We start from the raw sequence: 15,880 nt of genomic DNA, 5'->3' as shown, positions 1-15,880 counted from the left end.
AACCATGAAAAAAATTGTAATCCTTTTATTCGCTGTTATTTCAGCTGTTAGCTGTAGTAAAGACGACGAGCAAACGCCAACTCCAGATCCAGTTGCAAATAATGCACTTAAAGTTTTTAATAAAACTTCTGGTTTAGAAATTAAAGACGGTGATGTAATAAATTTTAATTCTATTTCATCACAAGGTGCAGCTAATGAGTTAAAATTTTATTTTAAAAATACGTCTGCTGCCCCTATAAATACTAAAGTTAAGTTTATTTCTTTTAGTGGGGTTCCTGACACCAGTTATTTAAGTATTTGTATTGGCGCACAATGTTTGTCTTCAATTCTTCCAGGTAATTCATATCCAGGAAATTCGGAGCCAATTATTACTGTTCCAGCAAATGGAATTATAGGAGATATTGAGTCCTACAAAATTTTTAATACTACAACTCCTGTTGCTCCTGCAACTAAAATTGATTATGTTTTTGAAGCATATCAGTACGATGTTAACGGAAATCCTGTTGGAAATAAAGTAAGATTTACTTACAGATATCAGTAAAAAAAATATTTTCATTTTTAAGTGAGTTCGAAAGAGCTCACTTTTTTTATGCGACAAAAAAACGTGTTTACTTTGTTAAGAATAAAATTTTTCAATTTATTTATATAATTGAAAAATTAAAATCATTTGTTGTATTTTTACTTCTATATAACTTGAAAAAAATTATTCTTTCAAAAGTATTTTTAATTTATTTAGTACACATTAATTCATTTATATATCAATAGAGAATGTTTAAAATCAGTATATTTTTATCTATTAAACGAATCATTTAAGTATGAATGAAGCAGTACAACTATATAATAAACCGCTTTTAAAAGCCATTATCATGTTGATTTTGTTTTATACTTCAAAATCAATAGCCCAGCAAGACGCCCAGTTTACGCAGTATATGTATAATACTATACATGTAAATCCTGCGTATGCAGGTTCAAGAGGTGTAATGAGTGTTTTTGCAATATACAGAGCTCAGTGGTTAGGAATAGAAGGTGCGCCAACAACAAAAGCGGCATCATTACATTCTCCTATATATAATTCAAGAGTTGGATTAGGAATTTCGCTTTCAAAAGATGAAATTGGAATTTCAGACAGAAAAACAGTTGCTACAGATTTTTCATATACTATAAATACTGCTGAAAATTATAAGCTATCCTTTGGTATAAAAGGTTCAGCTAATTTCTTGAATGTAGATTATACCAAACTAGATAAGTATGATAAAAACGATCCAAAGTTTCAAAACAATATTGATAATCAATTTTCTCCAAATATTGGTGCAGGTGTATATTATCATTCAAATAAACTATATGCAGGTTTTTCTATCCCTTTTATTTTAGAAACCAAACATTTTGATGACAATGCTACTTCTGTTGCAAAAGATGCATTGCATTTTTATTTCATTAGTGGATATGTATTTGATATTTCAGAAACTACTAAATTTAAACCTGCATTTTTAATTAAATCTGTAAAAGGAGCACCGATTCAAGCAGATGTAACCGCTAATTTTATGTTTTTCGATAAATTTGTACTGGGTGCAGCTTGGAGATGGAACGCAGCTACAAGTGCACTAGCTGGTTTTCAAATGGATAGTAATTGGTTTTTAGGATATACGTATGATTCTGAAACTACAAAATTAGCCAATTATAATTCTGGATCGCATGAAATCTTTTTAAGATATGAGTTTAATGAAAAACAAGAAAAGATTATTTCGCCAAGATTTTTCTAATACAATTAGTGGTATGAAAATAATAAATAGAATTCGGATTTTTTTAATATTCATAAGTTTTTTTGGTTATTCTCAAGAGATGCAACTAAAAAAAGCAAATTCTAATTACGAGAATTTTCAATATATTGATGCCATTAAAATGTACGAAAAAGTAGTAGAAAAAGGGTATAAATCTGTTGAATTATTCAGTAAATTAGCTGATTCTTATTACTTTCAATCTAAATTAAAAGAAGCAAACAATTGGTATGATAAATTGTTTTCATTAAATGAAAAATTAAAATCAGAATATTATTTTAGATATGCCCAAACATTAAAAGCGGTTGGTGATTATAAGAAAGCTGATGTAATGATGGATGTTTTTAATCAAGTAAATTCTTCCGATTTGCGTGCCATATTATCCAAAGAACAAATTAATTATTTGGACGAAATAAAAAATAATTCAGGAAGATATACTATTCAAAATGCAGAAATAAACTCAGAATTTTCGGATTATGGTACTTCTTTATATAAAAATACTTTGGTTTTTACTTCTGCAAGAGACACTGGTGGTGTTTTTGTAAAAAAGCACAGTTGGACCAACCAGTCCTTTACAAATTTATATTGTTCTATAATTACAGACAATGGCAACCTGTCAGAGCCTCAGAAATTTTCTAAAAAAATTGATTCAAAGTATCATGAATCTACTCCAGTTTTCACAAAAGATGGATTAACGATGTATTTTACTAGAAATAATTTTTTAAATGGTAAAAAAGGAAGAGATAGCGAAAAAGGTATTTTGCTAAAATTATATAAAGCCACTAAAAATGGAGAGAATTGGGGTAATGTAACTGAATTACCTTTTAATAGTAACGAATATAGTTGTGCACATCCAGCCTTATCTCCTGATGAAAAAACATTGTATTTTTCATCAAATATGCCGGGGACAAAAGGTATGTCGGATATTTATAAAGTGAACATATTTTCGGAGGGAAATTTTGGCAAACCAGTTAATTTAGGCGATAAAATTAATACCGAAGCTAGAGAAACGTTTCCATTTATTTCAAACAACAATGAATTGTATTTTGCTTCAGATGGTCACCCAGGTTTGGGTGGATTAGATGTTTTTGTGACTCAGTTAAAAGATGATGGTACATATGGCAAAATAAAAAATGTAGGAGAACCAGTAAATTCAAATTTTGATGATTTTGGTTTTGTTATGAATACAGATACAAAGACTGGTTATTTTAGTTCAAACAGAGAAAAAGATAATTTGGGTTATGATGATATTTATAAATGTACAGAAAATAGACCTATTCCAAAAGATTGTCAGCAAAATTTAAAAGGAGTAGTTGTAGATTTAAACACAAAAGTACCCATTCAGGGGGTTAAATTGGTTCTTTTTGATATAAATTATGTAAAATTTGATGAAAAAATATCTGATGCAACTGGGAGGTTTGATTTTGGCACAATAGATTGTGGTAATACATTTCGGATTATTTCCGAGAATAAAGATTTCGATACTTTAGAAAAAATGGTATTAATTACCAAAGATTCAGATTTGAAAGAGTTGGAAATTTTAATGACTCCAAAATTACAGCCAATTCAAGTAGGTAGCGATTTAAGAAAAACATTAGGTATTGAGATCATTTACTTTGATTTAGACAAAGCCAACATTCGCAAAGATGCAGAAGTGGAATTAGCTAAAATCTTAGAAGTGATGAAGCAATATCCAACTATGGAAATTGATATTCGCTCGCACACGGATTGTCGCCAAACTGAAATTTATAATTTTATTTTATCAAATAAAAGAGCAAAAGCTACTATTAAATGGTTAGTTGCTAATGGTATTGATTCTAAACGATTGACAGGAAAAGGTTATGGTGAATCGCAATTAGTTAATAAATGTGCTGATGCTATACCTTGTTCAGCGGAAGAGCATCAAGTCAATAGGAGAAGTGAATTTATTATAAAGAGGTTATAATTTTAGTTAATTCAAATTCCGAATTACAATATAAGAAAGCACTCTATTTTAATAATAGCAAATAAAAAAGGGCGCAAATTGCGCCCTTTAAATTTAATTTTCAAAAAATTTATTGTTTAATTAATTTTTTGATTATCATCTCATTAGTTGAAGTATTATTGAATTTCACAAAATAAATTCCATTTGATAAATAAGAAATATCTTCAGTAATGGTATTATTTCCTTCACTCAATTGAATGTTTTTAGAACTAACTAAAGAACCATTCATAGAATAAACGTTCATTTCCAGTTGTGCATCAGCCGAAGCATTTAACTCAACATTAAACACATTATTAGCTGGATTTGGATATAATTTAACCTCATTAACTAAAAGGCTATTAATTTCGTTTTCCTTAGCAGTTGGACAATTTCCACGAGTTAAAGTTACACTTTTAACTGCAGTTGAAACGCGACAAATATTAGCTGCTACAACTTTAATAGTTTGATTTCCTGTAAGCGTACCATAATTTACTACTACTGAGTTTGTGTTTTGACCACTTACAATAGTTGCTCCAGTAGGAACAGTCCAAGTATAAGTTGTAGCCCCAGCAACTGAAGGAATAGAAAATGTTTGGTTACAACTAGAATAAGTCGTTCCACCTGAAACAGTTCCAATAGCAGGCATTGCAGTAGATAAAGTTAACGTTCTTGAACTTGCGCTTGAACCCATACCATTAACAGAAGTTATAACTAATGATTTATTAGGTACTGATGTAGATGAATTAATAACAAATACAGAAGGATAAGTAACTGTAAACACTAATGTGCTTGTAAAGTTTACTACAGCTCCAGCAGGCGCTGTAACTGTGTATGAACTTGCTAAAGCAGTATCTGTAATAGTATAAGTATAAGTTCTTCCACCACATAATCCAGCAATTTGTCCAGCAACGGCTGAAGCGGCTGCAGGTTTAACAGCTTTTAATGTTAATAATTTAGCTGTAGATGTAGTTGTTGGATCCAATAGAGCAGCATTGTTTGTAGTTGAAACACCAACACCATTTCTAGCTTTAACACCAATTCTCAATACATTAGTAGAAACACCAGCAGTAGTTGAATAGTTAAAACTATTAGAACTAGTAACTCCTAAGAAATTTACTGTAATAACATTTGAAGTACCACCAGATAATTGATTAACACCTGTTGGCAATTCCCAAACATAAGAACTAGCAGTAGCAGATGGAGTAGCAGTTAAAGTTAAAACTTTATCAGTACCCATATATTTTGCAAAACTTGTTAGAGCAGTTGCAATTCCTGAAGTAGGGATTGGCAATGAAGCATCCGTCATTTTAATTGCAGCAGGAGCAGCAGGTAAAGCTTTAGTAAGTGACATTGATTTAGCAGTAGTACTAGAACATCCATTTTCGTTAACAGACTTAACAGAAATAGCTCCCATAGCACCGGCACCAGCTGTAACATTTTCAAAGTCAACTGTTATACTTGTTGTTCCTTGTCCAGAAACTATGTTTACTCCAGCAGGAACTGTCCATAAATAAGAAGCGGCACCTGTTACAGCAGAAGTAGCGTAAGTTGCAGTAGTAGTTGTACCAACTAGCGGACCTTGTGCTGCAGTACCTGTTAAAGTTGTAGGAGCTGTTGGTACACCAAATACATTAACAACCATGGCAACTTTTGGACCTTCAATACCACCAATTGTTTGTGACATATAATAAGTTCTAGTACTTATTAAAGATGTAGATGGCGTTGGCGCACCTGTAGTAATAAGCGTATAAGTTGTTGTTGTTCCAACACGGGTATAATATTTCACAATACTTCCAGGTACAGCATGTACATGTGCTGATAGAGAAGTTGCTGGTGTTCCTTTACATAAATTAAGCGTAGAAGTAACTTGAAGATTTACTTCATCATAAAAATAAAACACTCCTGTAATTCTGTTAAAGTGCACGGTATAATTTGAAGCACTAGAAACCACAATATTGTTACTATTGTTACTATTGTTAGCTGTACCTCCAGGGAAACTAGAACTTCCCCAGCTAACTGCCCAAGCATTACCTTGACGGAATTTTAATTCTCCTTCAATTAAAGTCAATCCTGATAAGCTATAATTTACGCCATCAGTTGAAGTTAAATTAGTATCGGCATTCCATCCACCTGGAGTGGCACTTCCAATTACGCTAATTGTAAGATAATTAAAACTAAATGCACCGGTAATTCTATTAAATGTAATATTATAATCTCCAGTTAGTACTGGAATGGCATCGCCACCTAAAGTAGCAGTTCCTGAAGGAAATGAATTTGTTCCCCAAGTATTATTGTTACTTGATTGAGTAAATAAATAATCTCCACCAGTAATACTGTAATTATTAATGTAATAATTTTCGCCATCTATGGTAATTAAATCGATAGCAGTGTTGCCAGCTGCTGTCAAACTAATTACAGGATATCCAGCACTAAAACTAAATGCACCAGTATTTTTATTAAAACTAACGCTATAAGTACCAGCTGTTGCTGGAATGTTGCTACCATTTAATGTTGCTGTTCCAATAGGGAATGCGTTGGTTCCCCAGCTAACCGCCCAATTTTGATTCTGTCTGAATTTTAAATCTCCAGTAATTAAAGTAAGGTCTTCAAGAATATAATTAATACCATCTGTAGTACTCATTAAAGTATCCGTATTCCATCCACCAGGAGTGGCACTTCCAATTACGCTAATTGTAAGATAATTAAAACTAAATGCACCGGTAATTCTATTAAATGTAATATTATAATCTCCAGTTAGTACTGGAATGGCATCGCCACCTAAAGTAGCAGTTCCTGAAGGAAATGAATTTGTTCCCCAAGTATTATTGTTACTTGATTGAGTAAATAAATAATCTCCACCAGTAATACTGTAATTATTAATGTAATAATTTTCGCCATCTATGGTAATTAAATCGATAGCAGTGTTGCCAGCTGCTGTCAAACTAATTACAGGATATCCAGCACTAAAACTAAATGCACCAGTATTTTTATTAAAACTAACGCTATAAGTACCAGCTGTTGCAGGAATGTTGCTAACATTATTTAATGTTGCTGTACCAAAAGGGAATGTAGCGGCTCCCCAGTTAACTGCCCAATTTTGATTCTGTCTGAATTTCAATTCTCCAGTAATTAAAGTAAGGCCTTCAAGTATGTAGTTAATCCCATCTGTAGTACTCATTAAAGTATCCGTATTCCATCCACCTGGAGTTGCGGAACCAATAATACCAATTTTAGCGAATGCAAAAGTATAAGCACCAGTAGTCTTATTGAAAGAAATGTCATACGTACCAGCAGTAACTACCATTGCAGCCCCTCCTTGAGTAGCCGTTCCACTTGGAAAACTTGCAGACCCCCAGGTTACAGCAGAAGAATTATTTTTTCTAAATATTAACGTACCTGCTGTCAAAGCACAATCATTAAGTGTGTAATTGACTCCGTCAACAGTAAGCATAGCAGTATCTGCATTTAATCCAGGTCCAGCTGTTCCTGAAATACTAATAGCATCAAATCCTGTTACTACAGGGGTAAAGCTATATGCTCTTGTCGTTCTATTAAATGAAACATCATATATTCCAGCAACTACAGGAATATTACTTCCATTTAAATTTGCAGTTCCCGATGGGAATGCATTTGCCCCCCAATTGGTTCCCCAACTGGCATCTTGTCTAAATTTTGCTCCTCCATTTGAAAAGGTAAAGTTAGATAAGGTATAATTCACATTGTCTGTCGTGGTCATCACAACATCAGTACCCCATCCGCTTACAGCATCTCCAATCATCGAGATAGACTGCGCATTACTTTGTAACGAAAAAAGCAACAAGGTAATGATGGATAAAAAGAATTTTTTAATCATAAGATTGTTTTTTAGTTAATAATTTACGAAATATTTATTTTTTCAAATATATTATTTTGTTTACTTTAAAAAAACAATTTTTTAACTTTGCTCTAACTACATCGTTTTCGTGTTGAAAAGTTATTGTTTTTCACAGAATTTTACATAAAAAATATTCATTAGTAAACAATTATCACTCTGAAATAGCCATATAGAATAACTTAAGTTGGGATACAAAAAATCCCTAACTACTTACTTTGTAAGTGATTAGGGATATTTTTTGTGGTACCTCCAGGGATCGAACCAGGGACACACGGATTTTCAGTCCGTTGCTCTACCATCTGAGCTAAGGTACCTTGCGATTTTAGGTATTACTACCTGTTCATTGCGGGTGCAAATATAGAATCTATTTTATATTTTCCAAAACAATTATTAAAAAAAATCATTTTCGTACATTTGCATTTCTAATGATTTTATATGGTACTTACAATTGATGTGGGCAATACAAATGTTAAAGTTGCTGTTTTTAAGCAGTTTAACATTGTTGAAAAGTTTGTTTTTCAAAAAAATAATTTTCAAAATAATTTTCAGATAATTTTTCAAAAACATCCAAATCATACTAAAGCAGTATTAGCTTCGGTTTCGAAGTTAGATGAAAAGGATATTGCATGGTTGAAAAATCAGATAGAAGTAATTGAAATAAACTCAGATTCGATTTTTCCATTCAAAAACGAATATACTACACCAAATACTTTGGGCATTGATAGAAGGGTTTTAGCATCAGGTGCAGTATTACAATATCCAAACCAACATGTTTTAATTATTGATGCAGGAACTTGTATAACTTATGACTTCATCACTAATAAAAAAGAATATTTAGGAGGGGCTATTTCTCCAGGGCTTCGTTTGCGTTATCAGGTCCTTCATGATTATACAGCTAAGTTGCCTTTATTAGAAAATAATTTGCCTGATAATTTTATTGGAAACTGCACAAATCAATCTATTCATTCTGGTGTTGTAAACGGGTTATGTTATGAAATTGAGGGCTTCATTTCAGAATTTTCTGTTAAAAACGAACAATTTACAATAATTTTAACAGGCGGCGATGCTATTTTTTTGGCGGATCGATTAAAAAGTATCATATTTGCCGATGAAAATTTCTTATTAAAAAGTTTACATCAATTATACACTTACAGTTTACAAAATGATTAAAAAAATTGTCTTATTACTTACGATATTACTTGCAAACTTCAGTTTTGCTCAAGAAAACACTGCTTCACCTTATTCCTTTTACGGGATTGGGAGCCCTAGGTTTAAAGGAACTAATGAAATTGTAAACATGGGTGGAATTTCTGTATATTCAGATAGTATCCATATTAATGTATTAAATCCAGCTTCTTATTCAAACCAATTAATAACTTCTTTTCAAGTTGGTTTCACTTCTAATTTTTATAAATTAAATACGGCATCCGCTTCAGAAAAAGCAAAAAAAACTACATTTGATTATATGGTTATGGGATTTCCAATTTCTAAGAAAGTAGGTGTTTCATTAGGACTTTTACCTCATAGTGCCATTGGATACAGATTAAGCTCAGATACCAGATCCGTAGATGATCTTACAAAACAATATCAAGGTAAAGGTGGCGTAAATAAAGTATTCCTTGGTGCTGGTTACAAATTAAGCCCAAAGTTTAGTGTGGGTATGGATTTTCAATATTTGTTTGGTATATTAAATACTCAATCCGACGTGTTAAATCAAACTATTATTTATGGTTCAAGAGAAGTTAATGAGTCAACCGTTTCCGGAATAGCAATTAATACAGGATTAAATTTCAAAACGAAGTTTAATAGTAAGTTGGATTTCTTTTCAAGTGTAACCTATGCACCTGAAGCCAAGTTGAATTCTATTAATACCAGAAATGTTTCATTGGTTTCAGCGTTGGCAAATGGTACTATTGTTCAAGCTTCAGAAAATACTGAAGTAATTGTGGCAGATAGTAAATTAATCGTACCATCAAAATTAGTATTAGGTGCTGGTTTAGGTAACAAAAAGTGGTTTTTAGGCGGTGATATAGCTTTTTCTGGAACAGGAAATCAAGTCAATCGTTTTGAAAATTATTCAAATGTTTCCTATGAAAATAGTGTAAAAGTAGCAATTGGAGGTTTTTTTATACCTAAGTTTGATTCTTATAATAGCTATTTTCAAAGAATTACTTATCGAGGTGGTTTCAAGTATGAAAACACAGGACTTGTAATTAATAATACCCCTTTAAAAGATAAATCAGTAACTCTAGGTTTTGGATTGCCAATTTCAGGAACTTTTTCAAGCTTGAATTTAGGTGTTGAGTATGGCTCGAGAGGAACAACAAATAATGGATTAATTAAAGAAGATTATTTTTCTATAAATATTGGCCTGTTATTTAATGATAAATGGTTCAGAAAGACATTATATAATTAGAATAATGAAAAAGTTTGTTTACTGTTTTACTTTCTTTTTTGCATTATTGTTTCTTCAAAGTTGCGAAAGAAACTTAAAAGAAGTTCAACGAATTTATAAAACATCATTTGTACCTACTGGCGAGGCGGATTCTATCAATTTAAAATATACCGATTCTGGAAAAGTCAAATCCATTTTACAGACTTTAAAAATGGTTGATTATGCAACAGCAAAAAATCCGTTTGTTGAATTTCCGAAAGCCGTTTTAGTGACACTTATTGATAACAATGGAAATAAAACAACAGTGGTTGCTGACAAAGCTATTTCTTACAAAAAAACAGAAGTCATCGATTTGATAGGTAATGTGAAAATTCAAACTTACGATGGAAAAATTTTACAAACTAATCAATTGTATTTTGATCAGAAAAACGAATGGTTTTTTACCGAAGAACCCTTCATATTTAAAGATGCTGATGGAAGCTTTTTACAAGGAATAGGAATTGATTTTAGTAAAGATTTTAAAGTTTTCAATATGCAAAATAATAACGGAGAAGTCAATAATATGTAATTTTTAACAATGAAATATTTTAAATACACACAATACTTATATTTAGTAGCATCAATACTTTTTTTAATTTCTGTAATCGTAAAAATAATAAATCAGGAAGAGTATGGATTGCAAGCTATTATTGCAGTTGGATTCGCAATTATGTTTTTTGTGCGACGCCGTTTTGTTAAAAAAATGGAAAACAACAAAAAAAACTTATAAAAAATCGACAATACTATTTTATTATTAAATAGATAATTGTATTTTCGCCCTCTGAATAAAAAAAATCAATATAAAAATGGCAATTTTATCAAAAATTAGACAACGTTCTATCTTATTAATTCTAATCATAGCATTAGCATTATTCTCATTTGTATTAGCAGATGTAATTAAAAGTGGTGGATTTGGTGGTGGTTCAAATAATATTGGTTCTGTTAATGGAACGAAGTTTGAGCAGCAAGAATTCATGAATAAAGTAGCTAACGCTCAAAAATCACAACAAGGGGCTAGTTACACGCAAGCATTAAACTCAGTTTGGGAACAAGAAGTAAGAAAAGCATTGTTAGCTGATCAATACGATAAAATTGGATTGTTGTTGGGTAAAGAGCAATTAATGGCGGTTATTAAAAACGACCCTCAATTGTCTCAATCACCTCAGTTTTTAAATGCTGCAGGAAAATTTGACGATAAAAAATTTGCAGAATATATTAATTCATTGCAAAGTGCTCCGGATCAAACCCAATGGAATAGCTGGAAAGCCTATGAAGTTCAAATTGAAGATTTTGCAAAAGAGCAAATATATAATACTTTGATTAAATCAAGTGTGTATACTACAAAAGCTGAAGGAAAATTAAAATACGAAAGAGATAATAATAAAGTTGATTTTGATTATGTATCCCTTGCATTTTCTACAGTTAGTGATGACCAAGTAAAGGTATCTGACGAGGAAATAATGGCGTACATGAAGAAAAATTCAAAAAAATACAAATCAGACAATACAAGATCTGTAGAATATGTTTTAGTTGAAAACAAGCCATCTTCAGCTGATGAAGCCGTAATGAAATCTAAAATGGATGGATTTGTAAATGGAAAAATTGAATTCAAAAACGGCGTAAACGACACCATTCCTTCATTCCGTGCGGCAACAAATTTGGCTGCTTATGTTAACAAATATTCTGAAGTTAAATTTGATTCTACATATTTAGCTAAAAAAGATATTAACCCACAGTTTGCAGAACAATTATATGCATTAGCACCAGGGCAAGTTTTTGGACCTTACACAGATAATGACTATTCGAAATTATCAAGAGTTGCTGGAAGAAAAGCTGGCGCAACAGCTAAAGTTAGTCATATTTTAATAGCATATAAAGGTGCAATGCAAGCGGCTCCAACAGTAAAATTAACCAAAGAAGAAGCAAAAGCTAAAGCGGAAGGTTTATTAGCACAAGTTAATGCAAACCCATCAAGTATGGCTATGTTAGCTATGGTTAACTCTGACGACCAAGGTTCGAAACAAAACGGCGGAGTATATGATAATGTAGCACCAAAGCAAATGGTTAAACCTTTTGACGATTTCTTATTTGGTAATCCAGTAGGAAAAACAGGTGTAGTAGAAACAGATTTTGGTTTCCATGTAATGAAAGTGGATGGAAAAAATGATGCGGTTTTATTAGCAACAGTAGCATTAAAAATCCAACCATCAGAACAGACAGAAGAAGTTAATTATAATAAAGCTTTAAAAGTAGAATCGGATGCTACAGCAAGCGGTTTAGAGAAAGCTGCCAAAACAGCAGGTTTAAAAATCGCTCCAGTGACTAGTGTAAAAGCATACGATGAAAATGTTGCGAATTTAGGTTTACAAAGACAAATTGTAACTTGGGCTTTCAACGAAGACACAAATATAAATGACGTAAAACGTTTTGATATTGCAAATCAAGGATTTGCTATTGTGAAGTTAAAATCCAAAAATGATGAAGGGTTATTGCCTCTAGAATTGGCAAAACAGCAAGTTGAGCCATTAATTAAAAATGAGAAAAAAGCAGCAATTCTTAAAAAGAAAATGACAGGTAGCACTTTAGAAGCAATTTCTAAAGCAACAGGTTCTTCTATAGCTCCGGCTATCGGTGCTACTATGGCATCTCCAGTAATTCCGAATTTAGGTTATGAGCCAAAAGTTATAGGTACTGCAATAGGCTTAGCTTCAGGTAAAACGTCTAAAGTAATTGAAGGAAATTCTGGTTTATTTATGGTAAGAACTAAAACGCTTACAAAAGCACCAGTTGTCAAAGACTTTAAAACACAAATTGATCAATTGAATCAGCAAACAAAAGGTTCTGCTGCTTACAGAATTGTTCAAGGATTAAAAGATAAAGCCAAAATTGAAGACAACAGAGGTAAATTCTAAAAGTATAAATTAGTAGAAAAAAAGGGCTGTTTACAGCCCTTTTTTTATTTTTGTAAAAAAATATGACAATAATTGTATCTTTATTTAAACTTTTGGGTTTACCAGCTAAATTAAAAGGTAATGATAAAGCTAAAACAAATGCTGTAAAAATGAAAAAATTTTTAATTGTTGGTTTAGGTAATATAGGTTCTGAATATGTAAATACTCGACATAATATTGGATTTAAGATATTGGATTATTTTGCCGATCTTGAAAATATTTCTTTTCAAACACAAAAATTAGGAGAAGTAGCTGAATTTAAAATTAAAGGTCGTACAGCTATTTTGTTGAAACCAAATACCTACATGAATTTAAGTGGAAAAGCAGTTAAATATTGGATGGAAAAAGAAAATATTGAAAAAGAAAATATATTAATTATTACAGACGATTTAAACTTAGCTTTCGGAAGTATCAGAATTAAAACAAAAGGCTCTGATGGAGGACATAATGGACTAAAAAACATACAACTTTTATTAAATTCTACTGAATATCCTCGTTTTCGATTTGGAATTAGTGATGCTTTCAAAAAAGGCAAACAAGTAGATTATGTTTTGGGAGAATGGTCAGCAGAGGAAAAAGAAGCTTTAATAGAAAGATTAAATCTTTCATCTGATATAATAAAATCGTTTACTTTAGCAGGATTAAATAATACAATGAATTTATTTAATGGTAAATAGTCAAACTTTTTTAATTATTTTAATGTAATAAAATAATTATTATTTTGTTATATTTGTTTTCTAATTAAAAAAAATCTTAATAAAATGAAAAAAATTACTTTAGTTCTTACTTTTTTAATTTGTTTTAGCACTATAGCTCTCGCTCAAATTGATAAGAAAGAGAAAACCGTTTTCGGTAAAAAAATTAATCCTGAATTTATTTCGCCTTCTGGCTATATTAGATGCGCCACAGATGAATATGAGGAATTTCTACAAAGTAATAATCCGAAAAGAACTACAAGAGCACAATTTGATGCTATGATAGCACCATATGTTCAACAATATTTAAACACACCTTCAAATGCTTCGCAAAGCGGAAACATTATTTACATTCCTGTCGTAGTACATGTTATTCACAACGGAGATGCTTATGGTGTAAATGAGAATATTACTGATGAGCAAGTTCAGTCTCAAATAACGGTTATGACTCAAGATTATAGAAGAATGTTCGGGACGCCCGGGTATAATACTAATACTGTTGGAGCAGATGTTCAAATTGAATTTGTTTTAGCAAAAGTTGATCCAAACGGAAATCCTACAAATGGTATAAATCGCGTTAATTTATGTAAGGAGAATTATAATGTTGGATCTTTTACAGCAATACAAGCAGAAATTGATACAAATGTTAAACCGCAAACCATTTGGGATCCAACGCAGTATATGAATATGTGGAGTATAAATTGGGATGGCGCGGACTTATTAGGTTACGCTCAGTTTCCTAGCAATGGTACTAGTACCGCTAACACTGATGGTGTAGTTTCAGGTTATACTTTTTTTGGATCAAGATCCATTTTTCCAGGTGGAAATTATGCAGATTTTACTTATGATAAAGGGAGAACCATGACACATGAAGTGGGTCACTTTTTAGGATTATACCATACTTTTCAAGGAGGGTGTACGGGAGCAGGAGATAATTGTAATGATACTCCAGCAGTTTCAGTTCCTAACTACGGTTGTCCAGTAGGAACTAATTCTTGTACTGCTAGTGCTGGTAATGATATGATTGAAAATTATATGGATTACACGGACGATAGTTGTATGAATATTTTCACTGCGAATCAAAAAGCAATTGTAGTATCTGTTATGAATACTTTTCCAAGGCGTTCTACTTTAAAAACGTCAACTAAAGATGTTGCAATTCCATTATTTGCAAATGATGCTGAGGTAAAAATTGAAAATATTTGTGTAAGTAGTACTGCATCTTGCGCAACTCCTAATCCAATTGCGCCAGTAAAAAAAGTTTTGCTATACAATAGAGGTACTGCTAACTTAACTTCTGCTACATTGTCCTATAATATGAATGGCGGAACGGCATATTCACAAAATTGGACAGGTAATTTAGCGCCTAATAAATATGCGGTTGTCATACTAACTAACACAACGGTTAACGGTACACTAAATGTATCTATAACAGCTGCAAATGGAACAGACCAAAGAGCTTCCAATAACACTGCAACAAAAACTTTTGGTGCAGGTTCTACTTTATCATATGCAAATGCAACTTCATTTACATTTAATTTAGTTGGGGATTCTTATGGTTCTGAAATAAGTTGGACTTTAAAGAATGCTTCTGGTACTACACTATATAGTGGAGGACCATATACGGATATTGCTTCTGGAACTCAAGTATTGGTAAATAATCAATCTTGGACATTGCCAGCAAATGGTTGTTATTTTTTAACAGTAAATGATTCTTTTGGTGACGGATTATATAATGGAGTTGTACAAGGTTATTATACTGTAACTGCAGGTACGACAACTGTTGTAAACGTGCCTGATTTTGTTGAATCTGGTAATCCAGATGGTACTGTTATTTCTAGAATTAGTTACTTTACTAATAATGCGGCTTTGTCAAATGATAGTTTTAGTTTAATTGAAGACGTTACGCTTTACCCAAACCCATCAAGAGATTTCTTTACGATTTACGTTCCTCAAGGTATAGAAAGATCTGGTAAAATGGAAGTTTACAATAGTTTAGGTCAAAAAGTTGTAACTCAAAAAATTTCATCGGAAGCAGATTTATCTGTAAATGTCTCAAGTTTATCTAATGGCGTTTATTTTTTAAACCTAAATATAGGTGAAGCATCGAAAACATTACGTTTTATTAAAGAGTAATTTTGAAATATTTTTTTATAAAAAGGATTGGTTTTTGCCAATCCTTTTTATT

The 15,880-nt window shown here is 31.7% G+C and carries 11 protein-coding genes and 1 tRNA gene; 10 read left to right on the top strand and 2 right to left on the bottom strand.

Annotated elements, in window-relative coordinates:
- The first annotated feature begins 4 nt into the window (after window positions 1–4).
- The 3 genes from ABWP60_RS00980 (at window position 5) to ABWP60_RS00970 (ending at window position 3,720) form a co-directional block, all read left to right on the top strand.
- Window positions 5–541, top strand: coding sequence for a hypothetical protein (locus ABWP60_RS00980; RefSeq protein ID WP_353147221.1), 537 nt, complete (start codon window positions 5–7; stop codon window positions 539–541).
- Between the two features lie 274 nt (window positions 542–815).
- A complete protein-coding gene (locus ABWP60_RS00975) occupies window positions 816–1,760 on the top strand; it encodes a PorP/SprF family type IX secretion system membrane protein (RefSeq protein WP_353147218.1) in 945 nt (314 codons plus the stop codon).
- A gap of 13 nt (window positions 1,761–1,773) precedes the next feature.
- Entirely contained in the window at window positions 1,774–3,720 is a 1,947-nt protein-coding gene (locus tag ABWP60_RS00970; RefSeq protein WP_502904798.1) for an OmpA family protein, read from the top strand.
- A gap of 109 nt (window positions 3,721–3,829) precedes the next feature.
- On the opposite strand, the gene ABWP60_RS00965 is transcribed toward ABWP60_RS00970, so the two are convergent.
- Window positions 3,830–7,591 carry a PKD-like domain-containing protein gene (locus ABWP60_RS00965; RefSeq protein ID WP_353147212.1) on the bottom strand — a complete coding sequence of 1,254 codons (3,762 nt, stop codon included), beginning with the start codon at window positions 7,589–7,591 and terminating at the stop codon, window positions 3,830–3,832.
- A gap of 262 nt (window positions 7,592–7,853) precedes the next feature.
- Window positions 7,854–7,926: transfer RNA gene (locus tag ABWP60_RS00960), tRNA-Phe, on the bottom strand.
- A 121-nt stretch (window positions 7,927–8,047) separates the two neighbouring features.
- Between ABWP60_RS00960 and ABWP60_RS00955 the strand changes: the two genes are divergently transcribed.
- The 7 genes from ABWP60_RS00955 (at window position 8,048) to ABWP60_RS00925 (ending at window position 15,828) form a co-directional block, all read left to right on the top strand.
- A complete protein-coding gene (locus ABWP60_RS00955) occupies window positions 8,048–8,782 on the top strand; it encodes a type III pantothenate kinase (RefSeq protein WP_353147209.1) in 735 nt (244 codons plus the stop codon).
- Window positions 8,775–10,028 carry a BamG family beta-barrel-assembly machinery protein gene (bamG, locus tag ABWP60_RS00950; protein ID WP_353147206.1) on the top strand — a complete coding sequence of 418 codons (1,254 nt, stop codon included), beginning with the start codon at window positions 8,775–8,777 and terminating at the stop codon, window positions 10,026–10,028. Before ABWP60_RS00955 ends, bamG begins: the two co-directional genes overlap by 8 nt.
- Window positions 10,029–10,032: 4 nt before the next feature.
- Complete coding sequence (lptC, locus tag ABWP60_RS00945; protein WP_353147204.1) at window positions 10,033–10,575, top strand: LPS export ABC transporter periplasmic protein LptC; 543 nt, start codon at window positions 10,033–10,035, stop codon at window positions 10,573–10,575.
- Window positions 10,576–10,584: 9 nt separating this feature from the next.
- Entirely contained in the window at window positions 10,585–10,776 is a 192-nt protein-coding gene (locus tag ABWP60_RS00940) for a hypothetical protein (protein ID WP_353147202.1), read from the top strand.
- Between the two features lie 76 nt (window positions 10,777–10,852).
- Window positions 10,853–12,958, top strand: coding sequence for a peptidylprolyl isomerase (locus ABWP60_RS00935; protein WP_353147199.1), 2,106 nt, complete (start codon window positions 10,853–10,855; stop codon window positions 12,956–12,958).
- A 149-nt stretch (window positions 12,959–13,107) separates the two neighbouring features.
- Window positions 13,108–13,674, top strand: a complete 567-nt coding sequence (gene pth / locus ABWP60_RS00930) for an aminoacyl-tRNA hydrolase (RefSeq protein ID WP_353147793.1) — start codon at window positions 13,108–13,110, stop codon at window positions 13,672–13,674.
- 84 nt (window positions 13,675–13,758) lie between these two features.
- Window positions 13,759–15,828 carry a M43 family zinc metalloprotease gene (locus ABWP60_RS00925; RefSeq protein ID WP_353147196.1) on the top strand — a complete coding sequence of 690 codons (2,070 nt, stop codon included), beginning with the start codon at window positions 13,759–13,761 and terminating at the stop codon, window positions 15,826–15,828.
- Window positions 15,829–15,880 lie beyond the last annotated feature (52 nt).

Origin of the sequence: Flavobacterium sp. (assembly GCF_040402895.1) — a bacterium.
Lineage (GTDB): Bacteria > Bacteroidota > Bacteroidia > Flavobacteriales > Flavobacteriaceae > Flavobacterium.
The sequence above is the reverse complement of the archived record's forward strand: the minus strand, read 5'-3'. Positions and strand labels throughout refer to the sequence as shown.

Coding starts and splice junctions, on each gene's coding strand:
- ABWP60_RS00980 (WP_353147221.1), top strand. CDS start 5: ATGAAAAAAATTGTAATCCTTTTATTCGCTGTTATTTCAGCTGTTAGC.
- ABWP60_RS00975 (WP_353147218.1), top strand. CDS start 816: ATGAATGAAGCAGTACAACTATATAATAAACCGCTTTTAAAAGCCATT.
- ABWP60_RS00970 (WP_502904798.1), top strand. CDS start 1,774: ATGAAAATAATAAATAGAATTCGGATTTTTTTAATATTCATAAGTTTT.
- ABWP60_RS00965 (WP_353147212.1), bottom strand. CDS start 7,591: ATGATTAAAAAATTCTTTTTATCCATCATTACCTTGTTGCTTTTTTCG.
- ABWP60_RS00955 (WP_353147209.1), top strand. CDS start 8,048: ATGGTACTTACAATTGATGTGGGCAATACAAATGTTAAAGTTGCTGTT.
- bamG (WP_353147206.1), top strand. CDS start 8,775: ATGATTAAAAAAATTGTCTTATTACTTACGATATTACTTGCAAACTTC.
- lptC (WP_353147204.1), top strand. CDS start 10,033: ATGAAAAAGTTTGTTTACTGTTTTACTTTCTTTTTTGCATTATTGTTT.
- ABWP60_RS00940 (WP_353147202.1), top strand. CDS start 10,585: ATGAAATATTTTAAATACACACAATACTTATATTTAGTAGCATCAATA.
- ABWP60_RS00935 (WP_353147199.1), top strand. CDS start 10,853: ATGGCAATTTTATCAAAAATTAGACAACGTTCTATCTTATTAATTCTA.
- pth (WP_353147793.1), top strand. CDS start 13,108: ATGAAAAAATTTTTAATTGTTGGTTTAGGTAATATAGGTTCTGAATAT.
- ABWP60_RS00925 (WP_353147196.1), top strand. CDS start 13,759: ATGAAAAAAATTACTTTAGTTCTTACTTTTTTAATTTGTTTTAGCACT.